Origin of the sequence: Gordonia asplenii (assembly GCF_012933505.1) — a bacterium.
GTDB classification, from domain to species: domain Bacteria; phylum Actinomycetota; class Actinomycetes; order Mycobacteriales; family Mycobacteriaceae; genus Gordonia; species Gordonia asplenii.
Map to the genome: position 1 here is coordinate 1 of NZ_JABBNB010000025.1, position 21,340 is coordinate 21,340.

Annotated in this window: 19 protein-coding genes and 1 riboswitch; of the genes, 5 read left to right on the forward strand and 14 right to left on the reverse strand. The window is 66.0% G+C overall.

Going from position 1 to position 21,340, the window contains the following annotated elements; genetic code table 11:
* Positions 1-110: 110 nt before the first annotated feature.
* The 4 genes from HH308_RS20435 to HH308_RS20450 form a co-directional block, all read right to left on the reverse strand.
* The gene (locus HH308_RS20435) at positions 111-1,790 is read right to left on the reverse strand and encodes an MDR family MFS transporter (RefSeq protein WP_170196096.1); all 1,680 of its coding nucleotides are present in this window, start codon (positions 1,788-1,790) and stop codon (positions 111-113) included.
* Positions 1,787-2,329: a MarR family winged helix-turn-helix transcriptional regulator gene (locus HH308_RS20440; protein WP_170196097.1), complete on the reverse strand. Its 543-nt coding sequence runs from the start codon at positions 2,327-2,329 to the stop codon at positions 1,787-1,789. The genes HH308_RS20435 and HH308_RS20440 overlap by 4 nt, the downstream gene beginning before the upstream one ends.
* Before the next feature lie 159 nt (positions 2,330-2,488).
* Complete coding sequence (locus tag HH308_RS20445; protein ID WP_170196098.1) at positions 2,489-2,935, reverse strand: hypothetical protein; 447 nt, start codon at positions 2,933-2,935, stop codon at positions 2,489-2,491.
* Positions 2,932-3,447 (reverse strand): hypothetical protein, encoded by a 516-nt coding sequence (locus tag HH308_RS20450; protein WP_170196099.1) that lies wholly within the window; start codon positions 3,445-3,447, stop codon positions 2,932-2,934. The genes HH308_RS20445 and HH308_RS20450 overlap by 4 nt, the downstream gene beginning before the upstream one ends.
* Before the next feature lie 33 nt (positions 3,448-3,480).
* Positions 3,481-3,634, reverse strand: a riboswitch (SAM riboswitch).
* 118 nt (positions 3,635-3,752) lie between these two features.
* Between HH308_RS20450 and HH308_RS20455 the strand changes: the two genes are divergently transcribed.
* Complete coding sequence (locus HH308_RS20455) at positions 3,753-4,856, forward strand: isochorismate synthase (RefSeq protein WP_312870751.1); 1,104 nt, start codon at positions 3,753-3,755, stop codon at positions 4,854-4,856.
* A gap of 971 nt (positions 4,857-5,827) precedes the next feature.
* On the opposite strand, the gene HH308_RS20460 is transcribed toward HH308_RS20455, so the two are convergent.
* The 3 genes from HH308_RS20460 to HH308_RS20470 are packed head-to-tail and all read right to left on the reverse strand — an operon-like array spanning position 5,828 to position 7,942.
* The gene (locus HH308_RS20460) at positions 5,828-7,027 is read right to left on the reverse strand and encodes an O-succinylhomoserine sulfhydrylase (protein WP_170196181.1); all 1,200 of its coding nucleotides are present in this window, start codon (positions 7,025-7,027) and stop codon (positions 5,828-5,830) included.
* A gap of 43 nt (positions 7,028-7,070) precedes the next feature.
* Positions 7,071-7,484 (reverse strand): rhodanese-like domain-containing protein, encoded by a 414-nt coding sequence (locus HH308_RS20465; protein ID WP_170196100.1) that lies wholly within the window; start codon positions 7,482-7,484, stop codon positions 7,071-7,073.
* Positions 7,481-7,942 (reverse strand): Rv0361 family membrane protein, encoded by a 462-nt coding sequence (locus tag HH308_RS20470; protein ID WP_170196101.1) that lies wholly within the window; start codon positions 7,940-7,942, stop codon positions 7,481-7,483. Before HH308_RS20470 ends, HH308_RS20465 begins: the two co-directional genes overlap by 4 nt.
* A gap of 170 nt (positions 7,943-8,112) precedes the next feature.
* On the opposite strand from HH308_RS20470, the gene HH308_RS20475 reads away from it, so the two are divergent.
* Entirely contained in the window at positions 8,113-9,504 is a 1,392-nt protein-coding gene (locus HH308_RS20475) for an FAD-dependent oxidoreductase (protein WP_170196102.1), read from the forward strand.
* 85 nt (positions 9,505-9,589) lie between these two features.
* Here the strand turns inward: HH308_RS20475 and HH308_RS20480 are convergent, their stop codons facing one another.
* From HH308_RS20480 to HH308_RS20495, 4 genes are all read right to left on the reverse strand, one after another.
* Positions 9,590-10,069: a hypothetical protein gene (locus tag HH308_RS20480; RefSeq protein ID WP_170196103.1), complete on the reverse strand. Its 480-nt coding sequence runs from the start codon at positions 10,067-10,069 to the stop codon at positions 9,590-9,592.
* Between the two features lie 142 nt (positions 10,070-10,211).
* A complete protein-coding gene (locus tag HH308_RS20485) occupies positions 10,212-10,691 on the reverse strand; it encodes a DUF456 domain-containing protein (RefSeq protein WP_170196104.1) in 480 nt (159 codons plus the stop codon).
* A gap of 18 nt (positions 10,692-10,709) precedes the next feature.
* The gene (gene purT / locus HH308_RS20490; protein WP_170196105.1) at positions 10,710-12,503 is read right to left on the reverse strand and encodes a formate-dependent phosphoribosylglycinamide formyltransferase; all 1,794 of its coding nucleotides are present in this window, start codon (positions 12,501-12,503) and stop codon (positions 10,710-10,712) included.
* 54 nt (positions 12,504-12,557) lie between these two features.
* Positions 12,558-12,896 (reverse strand): UBP-type zinc finger domain-containing protein, encoded by a 339-nt coding sequence (locus HH308_RS20495; RefSeq protein WP_170196182.1) that lies wholly within the window; start codon positions 12,894-12,896, stop codon positions 12,558-12,560.
* Positions 12,897-12,967: 71 nt separating this feature from the next.
* Between HH308_RS20495 and HH308_RS20500 the strand changes: the two genes are divergently transcribed.
* Positions 12,968-14,560, forward strand: coding sequence for a Na+/H+ antiporter (locus HH308_RS20500; protein WP_170196106.1), 1,593 nt, complete (start codon positions 12,968-12,970; stop codon positions 14,558-14,560).
* A gap of 126 nt (positions 14,561-14,686) precedes the next feature.
* On the opposite strand, the gene HH308_RS20505 is transcribed toward HH308_RS20500, so the two are convergent.
* Both HH308_RS20505 and HH308_RS20510 read right to left on the reverse strand, forming a co-directional pair.
* Positions 14,687-16,222, reverse strand: a complete 1,536-nt coding sequence (locus HH308_RS20505; RefSeq protein WP_170196107.1) for an adenylate/guanylate cyclase domain-containing protein — start codon at positions 16,220-16,222, stop codon at positions 14,687-14,689.
* A gap of 59 nt (positions 16,223-16,281) precedes the next feature.
* A complete protein-coding gene (locus HH308_RS20510; RefSeq protein ID WP_170196108.1) occupies positions 16,282-17,568 on the reverse strand; it encodes an adenylosuccinate synthase in 1,287 nt (428 codons plus the stop codon).
* A gap of 109 nt (positions 17,569-17,677) precedes the next feature.
* Between HH308_RS20510 and HH308_RS20515 the strand changes: the two genes are divergently transcribed.
* Complete coding sequence (locus tag HH308_RS20515) at positions 17,678-18,313, forward strand: hypothetical protein (protein ID WP_170196109.1); 636 nt, start codon at positions 17,678-17,680, stop codon at positions 18,311-18,313.
* 58 nt (positions 18,314-18,371) lie between these two features.
* A complete protein-coding gene (locus HH308_RS20520; protein WP_170196110.1) occupies positions 18,372-21,056 on the forward strand; it encodes an outer membrane protein assembly factor BamB family protein in 2,685 nt (894 codons plus the stop codon).
* A gap of 54 nt (positions 21,057-21,110) precedes the next feature.
* On the opposite strand, the gene HH308_RS20525 is transcribed toward HH308_RS20520, so the two are convergent.
* On the reverse strand, positions 21,111-21,302 hold the full coding sequence (locus tag HH308_RS20525) for a hypothetical protein (RefSeq protein WP_170196111.1): 192 nt from the start codon (positions 21,300-21,302) through the stop codon (positions 21,111-21,113).
* Positions 21,303-21,340 lie beyond the last annotated feature (38 nt).

The following is a 21,340-nucleotide window of genomic DNA, read 5'->3' on the forward strand; positions in this document are numbered from 1 at the left end:
GCGGCACAAACACGGCAAAACACACAAACCGAAAATGAAACAGCCCGAGATTGTCCTCAGCGGCGGGATTGTTTACAGGTTTCGGCGGCAGAGACCACCGGGGCGCGGAGCTACTCGAGCATCTCCACACTCTCCTTGGCCGGCTTGGCCTGCCGCAGCGGCAGTTCCTTCCACGTCACGGTGCCCAGCACAGCCAGCAGCGACGTGATCGACACGATCAGGAACACATAGTCCATCGAGTCGGCGAAGCCCTCCTTGATCGGGGTGGCGATGGCGTGCGGCAGCTTCTCGATGATCGACGTGTCGTTCATGACGCTGCCGGTGTCGCCGCCGCCTCCGCTGTGGCTCTGCGCCACCAGCGCCTTGCCGAAGGCCTGGACCTGCGGATCGTGACTCTGCACGGCCTCGACGACGGCGGAACGGAACTCCGGCGTCTTGGCCGCGGACTCCATCGACGTCGAGATGTTGGTACCCATCGTCGAGAACAGCAGCGAGAAGAACACGGCCACACCCAGGGTGCCGCCCATCTGGCGGAAGAACGTCGCGGTGCCGGTCGACATACCCATGTCCTTGGGCGGCAGGATGTTCTGCATGGCCAGGGTGATCGGCTGCATCAGGTTGCCCAGCCCGAAGCCCAGGCCGAAGGCGGCAAGCATGACCAGCCACATCGCCGAGGTGTTCGTCACGAGGTGCAGCAGGAAGGTCATCAGCGTGATCATCAACGACCCGACGATGGTGAAGACCTTGTAGCGGCCGGTCCGCGAGATCATCTGGCCCGACGCCACCGATCCGATCATCAGACCCAACACCATCGGCAGCATCTGCAGACCCGCCACCATCGGCGACGAACCGCGCAGCACCTGGAAGTACTGCGGCAGCATCGAGATGCCACCGAACATCACCATGCCGATGATCACCGACACGACGATGCCCTGCGCGAAGACGCGGTTGCGGAACACGCGCAGCGGAATCAGCGCGTCGTCGCCCATCTTGTTCTCGATGAAGATGAACGCGGCGATCCCGACGACGCCGATGACGTAGCAGATCCACGACTTGCCCGACGTCCAGCCCCAGTTGTAGCCCTGCTCGGCGACGATCAGGAGCGGAGCCACGGCGACGGCCAAAGCCGTTGCGCCCCAATAGTCGACGCGTTGGCCCTTGTTCTTCTGCTGACTGTAGTTGAGCACCCGGAACACGACGAACAGCGCGGCGATGCCGATCGGCACGTTCACCAGGAACACCCAGCGCCAGCCGGAGATCCACAGGATCGACGCCTGGCCGGCGAACAGGCCGCCGAGCACCGGACCGAGCACGCTCGACGTGCCGAACACGGCGAGGAAATAGCCCTGGTACTTCGCACGTTCGCGCGGCGGCACGATGTCGCCGATCGTCGTCAACGCCAGCGTGAACAGACCGCCCGCGCCGAGGCCCTGCAGCGCACGGAACGCGGCGAGCTCGTACATCGACGTCGCCAAGCTGCACAGCAACGACCCGACGATGAAGATCGTGATCGCGACCATGAAGAACGGCTTGCGTCCGTAGATATCGGACAGTTTGCCGTAGAGCGGGGTCACGATGGTCGACGTCACCAGATAGGCGGTGGTGACCCACGCCTGCATCGAATAGCCCTGCAGGTCGTCGGCGATGGTGCGGATCGCGGTGGACACGATCGTCTGGTCCAGCGCGGCGAGGAACATGCCCATCATCAGGCCGCCCAGGATGGTGAGGATCTGACGATGCGTCAGTCCCGCCCCCGCCTGGCCGGCCACGGTCGCCGTGTCATTTGTCATGTGGCACTTCCCTTTTCACTACTTTCGCGGAGTGTATTCTGCGGGTTTTCGTCGTCCGGTTTCGCGCCGCCGGGCTGAGCGCACGCCGCCGGAACGAGGACGTCTTCTGCGGCGTCGACGAATCGGGTCAGCAACCCGACGAGCGTGCTCAGTTCGCCTGCCGACCATCCGTCGAGCAGACGGTGCAGCCGTTCTCGACGATGGCTGCGGATCACGTCCGCGCGGGCCAGCCCGTCGTCGGTGGCGACGAGCAGCGTCGCACGGCCGTCGTCGGGGTCGGCCTCGCGCCGGACGTAACCGAGTTTGACCAGGGCCGCGACATGCCGACTGATGGTCGACGGGTCGGCGCTCATGAGCTCGGCGAGCTTGCTGCTGCGCATCGGTCGCTCGGCGAGCTGGAACAGGCACTTGTAGGCCGCGGTCTCGATGACGCCGTCGTCGGTGCGCATCGTGACCTGACTGGCGCGCTCACGCATCCGGACGTATCTGGTGAGCACACCGAACAATTCGTCGACGGTGGCGTCGTCGATGTCGGCCATCACGCCTCCTTACGAACAGTTCCGCAGATACTTGCGGGCCCCAACTAGTTGACGCCTGCAAGTATGCGCCGACGTTGTGATGGACACAACTCCGACATCTGCCCCGAACACGTCAAAATCCCCCGGATCGAGACGATCCGGGGGATTTCGTGTCTTCGGTCAGGCCGCGAACGCCTCCGCGAACAGCGGCAGCACCTGTTCACGCACGCGCGCGGCGGTCGGCGATCCGTCGATCGGGGTGATGATCACAGCGTCGGCCACTTCGGCCGCGTAGATGTCGCGGATCAGAGTCGACAGACCGTGTGCGGTCCCGACATAGCGGACCGTCTGTTCGTCGCCGGTCGCCGCGCCCGCCGAGGCGCGTGCCGAATCGGCGACGGGTGCGATGGCCGCCTGTATCTCCAGGGCGACCACGTAGTTGGCCTGGTCGCGCACACCGGCACGCAGAACCGCGCGTGAGCGCTGAGCGTCACGCAGATTCGCCTGCCGCACGACGATGCCGAAGGTGTTGGCGACGTCGTCGCCGGCCAGCGCCACCTGCAGCTTCGGCCGCCCGACGGTGACCAGCGCATTCGTCGACGCCGGGGAGGTGAGTGTCGCGGTCATGAGCGTGGTCCTTTCACGTCGTCGAGGCCGGTGAGCCAGTCGGCACGGCCGATGAGGATTGCGCCGCCCCGGGTGTCCGGCAGCGGACCAGCGTCGCAGATCACGTAGTCGATGCCATGCGACACGATCGAGAATGGTTGACGCGCAATGATTTCCGTAGCATCGACGGCAACTCGGGCGCCGTACCGATGCACATGATTGGTCAGGGCGACGATCGACGGTACGTCGGTGGCGCCGGTGATCAGCACCGTCGAGACGCCGCCCGCTCGCAGGTCCGACGTCAAATCGTCGACGCTGCCCAAGTTGTTGACCGCACAATGCGCGATCCGCCCGAACTCCGACCCGACCAGTGCGATGGCAGCATGCGCGTCGTCTCGACTGCCCGCGGTGAGCACGACGTCGTCGATGCGACCACGCACCGCCGCGCGAATCCGATCACGCTCGACGCCGTGCAGCGTCGTGACTTCGGGTGCCCGGACCTGCGGGCCTGCCAAGACTGCGGTGTCACTCATCGCACATTCCTCCAGGATTGCCGTGCGAATGAAGGGGATCGATCCCCTAGCGGCATCCGCTCGGCCAGGTCGTCACCCGGAGCACCCCGCCGCTGCGACGATGTACGTCGCGCCGTTCGCCTTGGAGGGTTGCCGACCAGCAAGCCGGGGCTGTTCCATCGCCAGATGGATGCTGGTACTCGTGACCTTGCCAGCCACTATGCCCCGCGATTGCCTCGTGCGCGAGGTTTGCGATCACGGTGAATGTAAGGACACCCAAAGATCCGCGCCCGAAGTGTCGCGGACAACCTCTGTACGGTTGATGCGTGCCCGACGTGCCTTCACCGACGACATTCGTCCTGTCCCGCTCCGATCGCAGCATCACCGCGCTCGGCGTCGACCGCGCCTTCCCGAAGGCATCCGACGCCGCCGCCGCGGCCCGAGCGGGACGCATGATCGTCGGAGCGATCGGCTTCGATCCCGATTCGCCTGCCGCACTGTTCTCCCCCCGCTCGGTCGTCCGATCCGACCGGCCTGTTCCGTCGTCGACGCCGCGGGCGCGCGGCATCAGCAGCGTTGCCACCATCCCCGCCCCGGCGACGCATCGGGACCGGGTCGCCGCCGTCATCGACATGATCGACGCGGGCGACGCCGAGAAGGTCGTCCTGGCTCGGTCGCTGACGCTTCGCGCCGACGTCCCGCTCGATCCCGCGGAACTACTGGGCAACTTCGCGGCGGGCAACCCGGCGGGCAACACCTTCGGCGTGGACCTGTCACCGTGCGGCGACCCCGACTACACCGACAACTGGTTTCTCGGTTCGACGCCGGAGTTGTTGATACGCAAGGCCGGTCGAACGGTGACGTGCCACCCGTACGCGGGATCTGCTGCGCGCCAAGCAGATCCGGCCGACGATGCGGCGGCGGGCCAGGCCTTGCTCGACTCGGCCAAAGATCGCGCCGAGCACGCCTTCGTCGTCGACTATCTGCGCGCGTCGCTGGCCGCGTTCTGCTCCGAACTCGACGCGCCCACCACCCCGAAACTGTTGTCCACCAACGAAATCTGGCATCTCGCCACGCCCATCACGGGCACCTTGCGCGACGACGCCACCACCGCCCTCGACCTCGCTCTGGCGCTCACGCCGACACCCGCCGTCGGCGGAACACCGAAGGACGCCGCGACCGCGATCATCGCGAAAGTCGAAGAGCCACGCGGGTTCTACGCCGGCGCCGTCGGCTGGTGCGACGAGAACGGCGACGGCGAGTGGATGGTGTCGATCCGGTGCCTGCAGCTCGCCGCCGACCGCGTCACCATCCAGACGTGGGCCGGCGGCGGAATCGTCGCGGCGTCGGATCCGCAGGCCGAACTCGACGAGACCACGGCGAAATTCCGCACGGTGTTGCGAGCGTTAGGTGCGACGAAAGCCCTGTGAACGAGCCTCGGTGTGAATCCTGTGCTTTCGGACCTGGATTCACCGGCGGCGGCGCTGTTCAGCTCGTTGAGCCTGGAGCCGCCGACGGCTGCATCTTCCGTTCGCCCAACCTCGATCCACCGATGGTGAGCTCATTTCGCTGGTTGAGCCGGGCCGAAGCGCAAGCGTAGGCCCGTGTCGAAACCACGCGAGCCGACGATGCCAACGCACCAAACACCTTGAAACAGTTGATCATTCAGATGACGAGTGTTCGGGTCGGCTTGCGATCGTCGGCTCACCAGACCCCTCGTTACACCGAAGCTCGTTCCTCGCTTCGGCACTCGGGGAGCGGGCGGTCACCCTCGTTCCTCGCTCCGGCACTCGGGGAGCGGGAAGGTCGCGTCGGCACTCGGCCTGGATCCACCGATGGTGAGCTCATTTCGCTGGTTGAGCCGGGCCGAAGCGCAAGCGCAGGCCCGTGTCGAAACCACGCGAGCCGACGATGCCAACGCACCAAACACCTTGAAACAGTTGATGATTCGGATGACGATTGTTCGGGTCGGCTTGGGATCGTCGGCTCACCAGACCCCTCGTTACACCGAATCTCGTTCCTCGCTTCGGCACTCGGGGAGCGGGCGGTCACCCTCGTTCCTCGCTTCGGCACTCGGGGAGCGGGGTGGTCGCTTCGGCACTCGGCCTGGATCCACCGATGGTGAGCTCATTTCGCTGGTTAGCCGGGCCGAAGCGCTAACGCAGGCCCGTGTCGAAACCCCGCAACCAACACACGTTGAAACAGTCGCGAATTCACCCGGTGGGTGGTTTCGACTCGCTGCGCTCGCTCAACCGGCAGATGCAAGTGCCCGGACCGGTGAAACCAAGACCAGCGGAGGGGACCTGCTCAACCAGCGCGCCCGCCCAACCAACAGAAGCGCGCCCGCTCAACCAGCAGCAGGGGTTAAGCATCCTGCCGCTTCCCCGACCACCGGCGTCGATCAGCCCAGGGCGCGATCCAGATCGGCGAGCAGGTCCTCGACGCCTTCGAGCCCGACCGACAGGCGAACCGCGGCGTCGGTCAGACCGATCGACGCCCGACCCTCCGGGCCCATCGCGCGGTGCGTGGTGGTCGCCGGGTGCGTGATCAACGACTTCGAGTCACCGAGGTTGTTGGAGATGTCGATCACGCGCAGGCTGTTGAGCACCTCGAAGGCACGTTCCTTGCCACCGACCCCGGCGCGGTCGTTGAGCTCGAAGGTGACGACTGTGCCGCCGCCCGACATCTGCTGCCGTGCCAGCTCGTACTGCGGATGTGATTGCAGGAAGGGGTATTTCACCCAGCGAACGCGTTCATCGTGCTCGAGGAACTCAGCGATGCGCAACGCCGACGCGACCGAGGCCTCGACGCGCAGCCGCATCGTCTCCAGACCCTTGACCATCGTCCAGGCGTTGAACGGGCTCAACGCGGGTCCGGTGTGGCGCATCAGCTGCTGCACCGGCCCGTCGATGTACTCCTGCTCACCGAGGACCGCTCCGCCCATCACACGACCCTGACCGTCGATGTGCTTGGTGCCCGAGTAGACGATGACATCGGCACCCAGATCGAGCCCCCGCTGGAGCAACGGCGTCGCAAAGACGTTGTCCAGCACCACTTTTGCGCCGGCCGCATGAGCGAGCTCGCTGACCGCGGCGACGTCGACGAGCGTCTGCATGGGATTCGACGGCGTCTCGAAGAACACCGCCGTGGTCGGTACCGACAGCGCCTGCTCCCACTGCTGCAGGTCCTCGCCGTCTACGAAGACCGTTTCGACGCCCCACCGCGGAAGGATCTCGTTGCACACGACGAAGCACGACCCGAACAGGCTGCGTGCGGCGACCAACCGGTCCCCCGTCTTGAGCAGCGCACCGAGCGCGACGAACACCGCGGCCATACCGCTCGCCGTCGCGAAACATGCCTCAGCGCCGTCGAGCAGGCGCAGCCGCTCCTGGAACATCGCCACCGTCGGGTTGCCGTAGCGGGAGTAGACGAATCGCTCATCCTCACCGGTGAAGGCACGCTCGGCGGCTTCGGCCGACTCGTAGACGTAACCGCTGTTGAGGAACAGCGCCTCCGACGTCTCGAAGAAGTTCGACCGAGCCAGGCCACCCCGCACTCCGATGGTGTCCGGGGAGACGCCGTCGGGCAACTCACTGAAGATAGAACTCACGCCTGCCACTCCAACTTGATAGCGGAGGCACTGCTCACGACTGCCTCCAGGGAAGATTCGACGCCCGCCACCCGGCCGCGCCGCGGTGATCGTTCTCGTCGAGGCCGCCTTCGAACCCGTCAACGACGTTGTACGCGTTGGTGATTCCCGCGGCGGTCGCGGCTTCGGCGGCGCCGATCGACCGGTGTCCCGACCGACAGATGAACAGCACTTCGTTGTGCTCGGTGATGCCCGCCTCACGCAACTCGTCGACGAAACTCGTGTTCAGGCTGCCATCGGGGAAGCGCACCCATTCGATGAATTGCGCTTTCTTGCCGAGGATTTCGAGGTCGGGCACACCGACGTAGTTCCACTCCGCCTGGGTACGACAGTCGACCAGCACGGCGTCGGGGTTGGTCTCCAGGCGCAGCCACGCCTGCTCGGGGGACACATCGCCTGCATAGGTCATTTGCATACCTTCCACTCGTCACCCTCGCGAACCACCACGGTGGGTGTCACGGTCGGGGTGTCCGAACCCTTCTTCTCGAAATGCCAGTGAACCTGAGCGGTCGCCCGACCGCCGTCGACGACGACGTCGGAGATCTCCGGGATCAGAATCTTGCCGAACGTGTCGCGCGAGCGCTGGTTGTCGGCAACGAACACCTGTTCGGTCGGAAAGTCCGCGGCGTTGACGACCTGCGCGCACATCGCCGAGCGATACTTGCCGTAGTCGAGGCTGTTGCGCGCGGTGTAGCTGTCGTTGATGGCGTACTGAACCTGGGCCGAATCGCTGACTCGATTGTCGCTCGGACGCAGGACGTTCGACAGGACCACGCCACCGACCGCGAGCACCACGACGATCACTGCGGCGGCGAAGGGCCACAGGCTGCCCTTGCGTGGAGACTGATCGTCAGCGGTTTCGGCCATGGACCCAAGCTTAACGAGCGGCCGCGCCGATGCTGTAGTCGGCGGCGTCGAAGCCGCCTTTAGGTGAGGTAAGCCTCACAGTCAATTTTATCTGCGGGTCCCGAACGCTTAACGTAGAGATGTTCGCGAAACAAATCGCAGGATAACGACCCGAAGGTAAACCCACTCTCATGAGCGACTCCAGCCGCCCGCTGCGCGTGGCGATCGTCGGTGCCGGCCCCGCCGGAATCTACGCCGCCGACGCGTTGATGAAACACGATTCGTTGACCGACCGTGGTGTGAGCATCGATCTCTACGAGCGCATGCCCGCCCCGTTCGGCCTGATCCGGTACGGCGTCGCCCCTGATCACCCGCGTATCAAGGGCATTATCACCGCTCTGCACAAGGTTCTCGACAAGCCGCAGGTTCGGCTGCTCGGCAACGTCGACTACGGAACCGACATCACGCTCGCCGAACTGCAGAGCCACTACGACGCCGTGATCTTCTCGACCGGCGCGACCGACGATCGCGGCCTGGACATCCCCGGCGTCGAACTCGACGGCAGCTACGGCGCGGCGCAATTCGTCGCCTGGTACGACGGTCACCCCGACTTCCCGCGCACCTGGCCGCTGGAGCAGGAAAAAGTTGCAGTCATCGGGGTTGGAAATGTTGCCCTCGACGTCGCTCGTGTGCTAGCCAAGACCGGCGATGAGCTCCTGCCCACCGAGATTCCGGCCAATGTGTACGAAGGTTTGAAGGCCAACAAGGCCGTCGAGGTGCACGTGTTCGGCCGGCGGGGACCGGCGCAGGCGAAGTTCACGCCCCTCGAACTCAAGGAGCTCGACCACTCGCCGACCATCGAGGTCATCGTCAATCCCGAGGACATCGACTACGACGAGGGCTCAGCCGTCGCGCGACGCAGCAGCAAGATCACCGACCAGGTCGCGACGATCATCGAGAACTACGCGATCCGCGAACCGAAGCAGGGTGCGATCCACAAGCTGTTCCTGCACTTCTTCGAGAACCCCACCGAGATCCTCGGTGCGGACGGCAAGGTGGTCGGTCTGCGCACCGAACGCACCGAACTCGACGGCACCGGCAACGTCCGCGCCACCGGCAAGACCACCGATTGGGAGATCGGCGCGGTCTACCGCGCCGTCGGCTACCTGTCGGACAATCTGCCGCAGATCCCCTTCGACCAGCAGGCTGGCGTGATCCCCAACGAGGCCGGCCGCGTGTTCGACGAAGGCGCCCACCTCACCGGCATGTACACCACCGGCTGGGTCAAGCGCGGTCCGGTCGGCCTGATCGGTCACACCAAGGGCGACGCCAACGAGACCGTCGAGTGCATCGTCGAGGACATGACCAACGATGCGCTGCTGTCGCCCGCCACACCGGGCGACGACGCGATCATCGCGCTGCTCGAAGGCAAGGGTGTTCCGTTCACCACCTGGGACGGCTGGTACCGCCTCGACGAGCACGAGCGCAAGCTCGGTGAAGCCGAAGGCCGTGAGCGCGTGAAAGTCGTTGAGCGCGAAGAGATGTTGGCGGCGTCGGAGCCGCACAAGGTGCCCAAGGCGTAAGTCTCGGGTCTGTCAGCGCGAAAACAGCTCGGCCCCGACACATTCGGTGTCGGGGCCGAGCTGTTCGACGGCCAGAGCGGTCCGGTTACGGCATGCTCGGAATCAGCTGCTGAGTGCCGGGCATCTGACGCGAATTCGACCAGTAGCCGTAGTTGTTGAAGACGTTCTCGACCTGCGCTCCGATGGTGTAGCCGGAGATCGACGCCGGCCAGCAACCGTTCCACGTGGTGTCGACCGAGATGAAGGTCTGGCCCGGGCGCAGCTCGCCCCACGCCTGGTTCGGCAGCTTGACCTGCCGGGTGCCGCCGTTGATCTCGGTGACGTTGACGCCGGTCATCGTCGAACCGCCGATGTTCTTGACCCCCATCCAGCGATGCATGCGCCAGCCGGGAGCCTTGTCCCAGGTGGGTCCCCAGCCCTTGAAGTAGCAGTCGACGCCGCCGACGAGCCACAGGTCACCCGGTCCAGCTGCCTGTGCCGGCGCCGCGGTGATCGCGGTCGATCCGGCTGCGATGCCGATGGCCATCGCGAGACTCGCAACCGTACGCTTCATCGTCTGGTTCATCTTCGAAGACTCCCTCTTGTCGACTGAGACCCGCAGGTCATTGTTCGTCCGATTTCCCGGGTATCGGGCGCGTTGCCATTCCGTATATCGAACGGTCGACGCGGCTCGTTACCGGCATTCACTATCCACAACCGCACCTACGTCAGAAGTAGAAGGCGGCCGCGAGCCAAATTCCCGATGCCACGAGCGCGCCCAGCAATTCGATCAGCATGCTGGTGCCCACCGCCTTCAATGCCGCAACCGCACCCTGCCAGGCATGACTGAACGTGCGGTGACGTACGAGTTCCGACGCGTAGGCACCCAGCACGAATCCGAGGAACAACCCGACGACCGGCACCACGAAGAACCCCACGATGCCGGTGACTCCGCCGACGATGATCGTCGTGCTCGGGACTCCGGCCGACTTCAGTCCTCGGCCGGCGACGAGATACTTCACCACCTCGCCGGCGGCCAGTACCACGGCTGCCGCCGCGAACACGGCCCACGCCCAACCGCCGACGACGACGGCCCACACCAAGATGGCAACGGCGACGAGCAAAGTGCCGGGAAGAACCGGCAGCACAATACCGACAAGTCCGACACAGATAGTCAGTGCGACGAGGAGTTCGCCGTAGAAAGGCATGCGCGAGTGGCGGTTTCGCTATCGCGAACCGGCGCTCGGCGGCACCGGGCGACGCGGACCCGACGGCCCCGGGCCCGCCTGCGCCGCTCCGTTCGGTCCGCGACCGGCGGCACCCGCGGGCGGTCCGGGGCGGTGGGGCTGAACCATCGGGGTGCGACCGTTCGGCAGCGGCGAATTCGGCGGGCCCGCGTTCGGCCCGGCGTTGGGCCCTTGCGGCGGGCGCTGCCGACTCGGCTGCACCGACGGCGGTTGCCCCACGCCGGGAGCGACGGGGCGCGGCGCACCGGGGGGCGGACCTTGCGGATTGGGCCCCGCGCCTTGCGGATTCACCGGTGCGGGACCAGCCGGCGCCGGTCCAGCTGGCGTCGGTCCTGTCGGCCGCGGCTGATGAGACGGAGACGGGTGGGCCTGCGTGGCCTGCATCACCGGGTACGGTTCGGTCGGCTCGTCCGGCGACGGCGCCTCCTGCCCCGCCGGAGGTTTCACCAGCGACTGCTTCGCGGTGGGCGACGGCGGGGCCACGACGGTGGCGACCGCGGTGGCTTCGGCGGCGTCCTTGCCGTCCGCGGTGCTCACCGGATTGACCAGTGACGCCGCCGCGACAGCGCGTTTGCGGGCGGTCGCGACGTCGTCGGCAGTGGCCGTCACCACGCCCATCCGACGCCGGTGGAAGCTCTCCGGCTTGCCGAACAACCGGATGTCGGTCTCTGGAATCGCCAGTGCGGCAGCGACATTCGTGAAACCGATGCCCTTCTCGTCGAGCTGGCCGTAAATCACCGCCGACGCCCCCGGGGACGCGAGCGTCACGTCGACGGGCAACCCGAGAATCGCGCGGGCATGCATCTCGAATTCCGAAAGCCGTTGCGTGGCAAGGGTGACGAGGCCGGTGTCATGTGGACGCGGGCTGACCTCGGAGAAGTACACGTCGTCGCCCTTGACGAACAGTTCGACGCCGAAGATGCCGCGGCCGCCCAGCTTTCCGTCTCCGAGTGCCGTCGCGATACGGGCGGCGATCGACGTCGCCGAGCCCAGAGCGAACGAATTCATCTCGTGCGGCTGCCAGCTCTCCACGTAGTCGCCGTTGACCTGGAAGTGACCGATCGGCGCGCAGAAATGCGTCGAGAGTCTGCCGGTTGCCGGATCGATTGCCCGTACGGTGAGCAGCGTGATCTCGTAGTCGAATTCGATGTAGCCCTCGACGATCAACCGGGTCGACGCGACGCGGGCGCCGGTGGTGGCGGTCTCCCACGCGGCGGGCACCTCGTCGGCGCTGCGGACGATGCTCTGCCCCTTGCCCGACGACGACATCACCGGCTTGACGACGCACGGGAAACCGATCTCACCCGCGGCTTCGGTGAGCTCGTCGAGGGAGTCGACGAACAGATACGGCGAGACCGGCAGTCCGAGCTGCTCGTCGGCGAGGCGTCGAATGCCTTCCCGATTCATCGTGGTGACCACCGCGTGCGCGGTGGGAATCACCTCCGCCAGGCCGCGCCGCTCCACCTCGACGAGAGCGTCGGTCGCGATCGCTTCGATCTCCGGCACGACGAAGTCGGGCTGGAACTTCTCGACGACGTCGATCACCTGGTCGGGGTCGGTCATGTCGATCACCGCGCTGTGATGGGCGACATGCTGGGCCGGGGCGTCGGCGTAGCGGTCCACCGCGATGACTTCCACGCCGAGGCGCTGGAAGGCGATGGCCACCTCTTTGCCGAGCTCGCCCGACCCCAACAGCAGCACCTTCGTCGCTGCGTCGGTCAGTGGAGTTCCAAGCACGGCGGGCGGCGTGGCGTCGCGGCGGGGTGCAGTCATTCCTCGATCCTACTGGCCGAAGCTACCAAGGTAGGAGGGTCCGGTGCGTGCGATCTATCCGGTAGCCGTGTCGACGTAGCACCAGCGCCAGCTCTCGCCGGGTTCCGCTGAGCGCATCACCGGGTGCCCGGACTCCTCGAAGTGGGCCGTCGCATGACGTCGGGGACTGGAATCACAGCATCCGACGTACCCGCATGACAGGCATCGCCGCAGGTGCGCCCAGTGATGCTCGCCCAGCGCGATGCATCCGACGCACTCCAGCGACCCCACGATGGGATCGTCGGTGGGATCGAGACCGATCGACGCGAGATGCTCGCAGGGGGCGTCGGACTCCGGCGTCGAAGACTCCGGCGCTGCGCTGTCGGCTGAGGAACGTTTGAAGAAGGCCACCACTCGATCTTTCCACCTCGGTCCGATCTGCGGCGACTCCGGTTCTACCCCGCGCCATGCCATAGCATTGCCGCGTGGAATACGGGATTCTGATCGCCGCCGTGATCGCCTTGTCGGTGGCCGCAATCGCACGGCGGTACAGCTGGCCGGCCCCGCTGGTCCTGGTCGCCGTCGGACTGGGCCTGGGCTGGATTCCCGGCCTGCCCGACGTCGAGCTACACCCCGAAGCCGTGCTCTTTCTGATCCTGCCGCCGCTGCTGTACTCGGCCTCGATCGACAGTTCCTATCACGCCATCAGGGACAGCAAACGCGGCATCCTGATGCTCGCGCTGGGGTTGCCGGTGTTCAGCACCGTCGCCGTCGGCGTCGCCGCACACCTGCTGCTGCCCCAGCTGCCGTTGGCGGCGGCACTCGTGCTCGGCGCGGTCGTCGCACCGCCCGACGCGGTGTCCGCGCAGGCGATCGGCCGCCAGGTCGGGCTGCCGCGGCGGGTGATGACGCTGCTCGGCGGGGAAAGTCTGCTCAACGACGCCACCGCACTGACGCTGCTGCGGGTGGCGCTGGCCGCCGCGGTCGGTGAGACGACGTCGGTCGGGCGCGGCGTCACGATGTTCCTGGTGGCCGCCGTCGGCGGCACCGCGCTGGGCATGATCGTCGGATACTTCGTCAGTTGGGTACGCACCAAGCTCACCGATCCGCCGCTGGAATCCGCGGTCGGCTTCGTCGTACCGTTCGCCACCTACTACATCGCCGAGGAACTGCACTCGTCGGGCGTGATCGCGGTGGTCGTCGCCGGCCTGTTCCTCGGCCAACGGTCGGCGCGCGACAGCTATACGACTCGATTGCAGGACAACGGAATTCGCAAGTCGCTCGACGTGCTGCTGGAATCGTTCGTGTTCTTGCTGATCGGTCTGCAGCTGCCCGCCCTGATCGACGGCCTGTCCGGCGAGTCGCCGGTGCGAGTGGGGATCGACGCGGCGGTGATCCTCGCGATCGTCATCGTCTCCCGGTTCGTGTGGGTATACCCCGCGACGTACTTCTCCCGCATCTTCAGACGGGTTCGCGAGTCGGAGCCGGAACCGAATCCGCGAGCCATGTTCATCATCAGCTGGGCAGGCATGCGCGGCGTCGTGAGCCTCGCGGCCGCCTTCACCATCCCGTTGACGTTGAACAACGGCTCCCCGTTCCCGGCACGCGGCGAGATCCTGTTCCTGACCTTCGTCGTGGTGGTGGGCACGCTGCTGATTCAAGGGACCACGCTGGGCTGGTTCGCGAAGAAGCTCGGCGTCGTCGGCGACGAGGATGCGCAGGACCGGCTGGCATTCGCGACCGCGCAGGACAAGGCCAGCCGGGCGTCGGAGAAGCTGCTCGACGAGCTCGCCGCCGAACTCTCCCTCGACGACCCCTATCGGCACAAGATCGCGATGCAGCGCAAATGGGTTATGTCCCAACGCAATACGGCCTGGGAGTCATTGGGGCGCGGCGTCGAGGAGATCGGCGAGTCACCGACCGCGGCCGCCGACCGGATGCGTGGCGAGATCCTACGGGTACAGCGCGCGGTCTTCATCGAGGAGCGCGACGCCGGACGCCTCGACGACGAGGTCTTGCGAATGGCCTTGCGCCGCTTGGACTTCGCCGAAGGCGCGATCGACCGAGAAGGCGACTAGTGGCGTACTCGCGGGGGTTGGCGTTGTTGCGTCGGCCGGGAGAAAATCGTCCGAATAGCAGGTCACCGAGGGCACGCTGCCCTTGCTCACCAGCTATTTTCCGGATTTTCCGGACTCGTGTTCTCCTCAGACGACCGCCGCGTAGACCGTCGTTCCTTCGGTGCGCCCGCGTAGCGTGATCGTGTCCTGCTGCTCCCAGTGGACCGTCTCGCTCGACGACGCCGCGTCGATCGTCCGCGCCGATGCGACGGGGCGTCGAGGATCGCGCTTGGCCAATTCCGACAACCGGGCCGACTCGTTGACCGGGTCGCCGATCACGGTGTACTCGAACCGCTCGATGGCCCCGACGTTGCCCGCGACGACCGGGCCGTAACCCACACCGATGCCCGCGGAGATCTCCGGCACCTCCACGGCGAGGCGAACCGCGATCTGGCGGGCCGCGGCCAGCGCGCTGCCCGCGGGGTCGTCGAGGCTGATGGGCGCGCCGAAGATGGCGAGCACGGCGTCGCCCTCGAACTTGTTGACCAGTCCGCGTTGCTGCTCCACCTCGTGCACGATCACCGCGAAGAACCGGTTGAGGATGGTGACGACCTCGGTCGGCGGATGTTCCGCCGCCAGCGTCGTCGAACCGATGACGTCGACGAAGATGGTGGCCACGACGCGTTCGGCGCCGCCCAGTTCGGGGTTGGAGGCGAGGGCCGCCTCGGCGACGTCGTGCCCGACGTGGCGGCCGAACAGGTCGCGTATCCGTTCCCGTTCCCGCAGGCCGCGCACCATCGTGTTGAAGCCGACCTGTAGGTCGCCGAGTTCGGTGCCGTCGTAGACCACGACGTCGACGTCGGTGTCGCCGCCACGGACTCGGTTCATCCCGTGTTGCACGCTGCGGACCGGACCGGTGATGCCGATCGTGTTGAGGTAGGTGAGCAACATCCCGGTCGCAATCGCGATGGAGGCGATCACCGTCACCGCGATCACGTAACTCCACCTGTCGACGGCGTCGAAGAGCACCATGAACAGGCTGACGAGCAGGATGCCGGTCAGCGGTATCCCCGATCCCACCAGCCACGACATGAACGCACGTGTGCGCAGACCGGCCCGCTTGCGTCCCGAGTACCCGGCCTTGATCACATCGGCCAGGACCGGCCGCATCGCGAAATCGACCAGCAGATACGAGATTCCGACGACAACCGCGCCGCTGAACAACACGACCAGCATTATCTTCGGGATCAACCGCGGGTCGTAGACGCCGTAGGCCACCGAGCCCAGAACCGCGGCGCCCGACCAGAGAATGCCCTGGATCACGATCAGCTTCCACGGCGCCCGACGAGTCTTGCGGACGTCGCGCGGGGTCGGCTTCGTATCGCGGATCGACCATTTCAAGTCGCGCACCACGACGATCGTGCCCCACAGCACGCCCACGGACAGCGCGAAAGTCACGTACAGCGGCACCGCGATGAAGTTGATCCACCACAGACGTGCCTGGAAGACGCTGGGTTCGGGGATGCCGACCCACGCCAGGACCACCGCGATCACCGCGCCGATCGAACTGGCCAGAAAGATCAGGCTGGTGATCAACACCTGAATGCGGATCCGTTGTTTGACCCCGCGATCCGACGCCGATCCGAGCAGCACCGACCCGTAGTCCCAGCTCAACCGCGCCATGTTGGTTCCTGTCGCTCCGCTTGCCCGGTCGTTCGGTCTGGCTTCACCCGCCCGTCGGCCTACAGGAAATCGCGCCGCACAATCGTCTGATCACGTCCCGGTCCGACCCCGATGCACGACACGAACGCACCGGAGAGTTCCTCCAGCCGCAGGACGTAGTCCTGCGCATTCTTGGGCAGGTCGTCGAACGTCCGTGCGGCGGAGATGTCCTCCCACCAGCCCGGCATCTCTTCGTAGATCGGCTTGGCGTGATGGAACCCGGTCTGGGTCATCGGCATGTCTTCGACGCGCTCGCCGTCGACCTCGTAGGCGACGCAGATCGGCACGGTGTCCAGGCTCGACAGGACGTCGAGCTTGGTGAGGAAGTAGTCGGTGATGCCGTTGACGCGGGTGGCGTAGCGGGCGATCACGGCGTCGAACCAGCCGGTGCGCCGCGCGCGGCCGGTGGTCACCCCCACCTCGCCGCCGGTCTTCGCGAGGTATGCGCCGGAGTCGTCGAACAGCTCGGTGGGGAACGGCCCCGATCCGACGCGGGTGGTGTAGGCCTTCAGAATGCCGAGCACCGTGGTGATCTGGGTGGGTCCGATGCCGGACCCCACCGCGGCGCCGCCGGCCGTCGGATTCGACGACGTCACGTACGGGTAGGTGCCGTGGTCGACGTCGAGCAGGGTGCCCTGCGAGCCTTCCAGCAACACGGTCTCACCGCGTTCGAGAGCCTGGTTGAGCAGCAGCCGGGTGTCGGAGATCCGATGCTTGAAGCCCTCGGCCTGCGTCAACACCTCGTCGACGACGGCGGCGGGGTCCAGTGCGCGGCGGTTGTAGATCTTGGTCAGGATCTGGTTCTTGACCTCGAGTGCCGCGTCGACCTTCTGAGTGAGGATCTTCTCGTCGAGGACGTCGGCGACCCGCACGCCGACGCGTGCGATCTTGTCCTGATAACAGGGTCCGATACCGCGGCCGGTGGTGCCGATCTTCTTGTTCCCCAGGAAGCGTTCGGTGACTTTGTCGATCGCCACGTGGTACGGCATCAGCAGGTGCGCATCGGCGGAGATGAGCAGCCCGGTGGTGTCCACGTCGCGGGCTTCGAGTCCGGCGAGTTCTTTGAGCAGCACGCCCGGATCTACGACGACCCCGTTGCCGATGACATTGTGGACTCCCGGGGTGAGAATGCCCGACGGAATCAGGTGCAGCGCGAAAGTCTCACCGTTGGGGAGGACGACGGTGTGCCCGGCGTTGTTGCCACCCTGGTAACGAACAACCCACTGGAGCCGTCCGCCAAGCAGGTCGGTCGCCTTGCCTTTGCCCTCGTCGCCCCACTGAGCGCCGATCAGCACAATCGCAGCCATGTTGTCCAAACTCCTGTTCGGTCGGTGGTCAACCTCGATAACAGTACTTGGTACCAACACAGTTCTGACGGGCCACAGCCGTAATTCACCGGTGCAATACTCTTGCGCGGTGTCTTTCGCGGTGATTGAGCAACCAGAAATCGAAGCCGACGTCGCCGTCGTGACGGCCGCGGCGAAACGATTGGTCACCGACGTGGTCGGCTCCGAATCGTCCCGCATCGTCGTCGTCGGGCGGGGTGACGTGTGCAGTGACTTCTTCCTGAGCGCCGTCGTCGCGCGGTTGATGATCGCCGAACGGCTCGACGTCGAGGTGGGCTACGCCTCACCGGTGTCGTCGCCGGTGACCAAGCGCTACCGGCTGCCGATCGGCCCGGACGGGCGTCGAACCGCTGAAATCGGTACGGCACAACGACTTACGCTGATCCGCGACGACGCCGCGACGGTCCTGCTCGCCCGCGCACGCCACCTCGGAGCCGACGGCGAGCTGTTCGGCGAGGGGATCGTCGACGACGCGCGGCTGTTCCACGGCACGGTGGGCGCGGTGGAGATCGAGGTGTCCCCCGACCTCGCCGACGTCCGCGGTCGCGTAGCGCGCCGACTGCCCGGCGGCTGGCGCTACGGGCGCGCGGTACAGACCGGCGGGCCGGCGATCGTCGTCGAACGCGAAGGCGTGTCGACGTCGCGCCCGGTGAAACGGTCCACGTTCTACAAACATCACGAACCGTGGTTGTTGGTACGTCCGTAGCATTGTTGATCCGTTCGGACGATTGATCTGCGCCACAGCCGTGCCATTGGATTGAACAATGTCTGTCCCTGGATCCCCCGACGACGAATCCACCACTCCGACCGACGACACCACAGTCATCGATGATGCTGCGGCACATACGATTTCACTCACCAAGACAGAGGATTCCGAGCCGACGCCGACGAAGGTGTCGCTGACCAAGCCGATCGTCGTCGACGATGCGCCGGGCGAGGTCACCGTTGAGCGGGCCGGCATCGAGGCGGCGACCGTCGACGTCGAGCAGGAGGATCCGCGGTACGCGGTGACCGGGACGGCGCCGACGGGTCCGCAGTACGCGGTGACCGCAATCGCGCCGACCGGACCGCAGTACATGCCGACTCAGGAGGCGTCGACCGCCGACTTCGGCGCATATCAGCCTCACGGCTACACCCCCAGCGGCCCGATCCCGCTGGGCGGCCGGCAATTCGACGGCCCGCCCAGCTACCCGGGCTATCCGCAGTCCGGCTACCCGCAGTCGGGCTATCCGCAGTCGGGGCGGCCGCCGCGTAATCCGGTCAAACTCATGCTGATCGGCGTGATCGTGCTGTGCGTCGTCGCACTCGTGATCGGCGGCGTGCTCTGGTGGAAGACAAGCAGATCCGACGCCGGGCAACCACCGCTTGCCGGCCAACTCACCAAAGAGTTCCCAACCGCGCCGGGAGCGGCGTGGACGTATGGGATCGGGTCGGCGACGTCGTTCGTATCGACGGACTCATATCTGAGCATGTACATGGTGCCGGGCGCGATCCATGACGACACCTCGCTCGTCACCATGGCTCAAAACAACGGCACGGGCGCTCGAAACGTCGTGGGCGTCACCGCATCGGGCGGCCACTGGGAGTACACGAACGGAATGAAGGGTTGTGCAAACGCAGTCCTCAAGCACCGAGTGGCGTGCTATGGAGACAATCGAATTGTCATCCTCGATGCCACTAATGGCCAAGAGGTGCAGTCGTTCGCGACGCAAGTCTCCATCGGTGGCCTTGCGTTCGACGGCGAGAGCGTATACGTCCGGTCGAATACTCCGACGTTGACCGTGACGAAGTATTCCCAGAGCGGTGACGTGAAGTGGTCGAAGTCTTACAGTGAGTCGGCCGACCCAGCGTCGACCTCGGGCGACAGCGCGACATTCTTTGCGACGCCCGCGTTTGTGGTCGCCATTTACACCGGCAGCATGATCGTCGCATCGACCGCTGATGGCCACGAATTCTTGAATCGAGGCGGATCGACGTCGACAAGCTTGCTGTCTGACGGGTCTGTCGTGCTCCAAGCGTCAAGTCGAGCGTCGCAGACTGATGGCCCAGTGATCGTGGTGAGGCCTGATGGTTCGGTGGTTCAATTGGCCGGACATATGGGGATTTCCGCCGACGTCTCTTCGCCGCATTTCGGCGACAGCGTATTCGTCGACGGCAAGCCGATGACGGTCTCGACCCGATCGTCGTCCTGGTCGACAACCCCGTCCGCCAAGCCCTCAACGGTGCCGCTGGCTACCGACAGCACAGTGGTCGTCGGAGCAGACGACAAGCTCACCGCGGTAGACCCGGCTACGGGCGCATCGCGCTGGTCGGTCGACGCGAACAGTCGAACCAGTACGGCGGTCACCGACGGAAAGAACCTCATCTTCTCGAAAGCGGACGGCAGTGTCAGCGCAGTCGCTCTGATGAGCGGTCAGCAGGCTTGGTCGATTCCATCTGCGACGGTCGGCATGACGGGATCTGACTACGCCACGTCCACGTCCGTCTATGCGCTCGGCGACACCCTCGTCACCATGACCGGAACCCAGATCACCGGTTTCGCTCCGACCGGCGGCACGGCCTTCGCGCCCGGCGCGACCACCAGGAACAACGGGTCCGGCGACTCCTACGTCACCCGCTGCGGCAGCGCACCGACCTTCACTCCCGAGCAATTCACCAGCGCCACAGGCGGACTCATCATCCGCATGAAAGTCACCGCGACCTGCCCGGACGGCGACGTGCTGTCCGGCGCGCAGACACGGATCACCGTCAAGGATGGCAGCAACCTCGTCGCGTCGGGCTATTTCAACTTCTCCGGGACCCCACTAGCATTGCCGAGGTCCGACAGTTCGTCGGGCGGGTCGCGCAGCGTCGACCTCACGTTCGGTCCCGGGTCGTTCTACCGGCTTCCCGATACTCTCGGGTCGACGTCAAGCAACGGAACGTCGACCGCGGGCGGGACCACCTACCTCGTCGAATGCGAGCGCGGCACCGAGGCGGCCACTCAGGCGCCGGCACCCGACGCGTCCATCGGGGCCGCGGCGTCGGCGACCGGACCTGCCCCAGCCCCCGGCGTCGACACCGACGTCAGCACCGATGACGCCCTGCGACGTCAGGCGAACGCCGACCGTAGTTTCATCCTGAGCAATCTGAACAATCGATGGGTCGCGCAGCTGTCGTCGAAGCGCCCCGGACTCGTCGCCGAAGGCAAGACGTGGACCAACGCCGACATCCTCAACGAATTCCTCGCCTTGCGCCTGCGGTTCAACGACGTTCGGCTGCTGTGGAGCGACGAGTGGCCGGTCTTCAGCTACCAGGGCTGGTGGGTGACGGTCGCGGCGGCGACGTTCCCCGGCCCCGACGCCGCCAACAGCTGGTGCCCGCAGCAGGGATTCGACCCGGCCCACTGCTTCGCAAAGTTCATCAGCAGCACGGCAGGTCCGGACAATTCGACGCGATACTGGCACTGAACGGAGCGGTCCGCCCGGCTCCGCGCCGGCGCGCACGCGCCGAAAGTCGTTGTGTCACCGTGGTTTCGGCACATCGGCGTTAGCCGGGGCCCCGGCGGTAGCCGCGACCCCGGCGGTCAGGCCCCCACCCGACCAGAGCACGGCTCGCGCCGCGCCGATCACGCGTGCGGACTGCCGCTCGTCGCCGCTGCCGATCCGGCGGAACAGCGGTGACTGCAGGGTGAAGATCGCGGCGTACACCAGCACACGGACGGCGGTGTCGTCGACCTCGGAGCGCAGTTCGC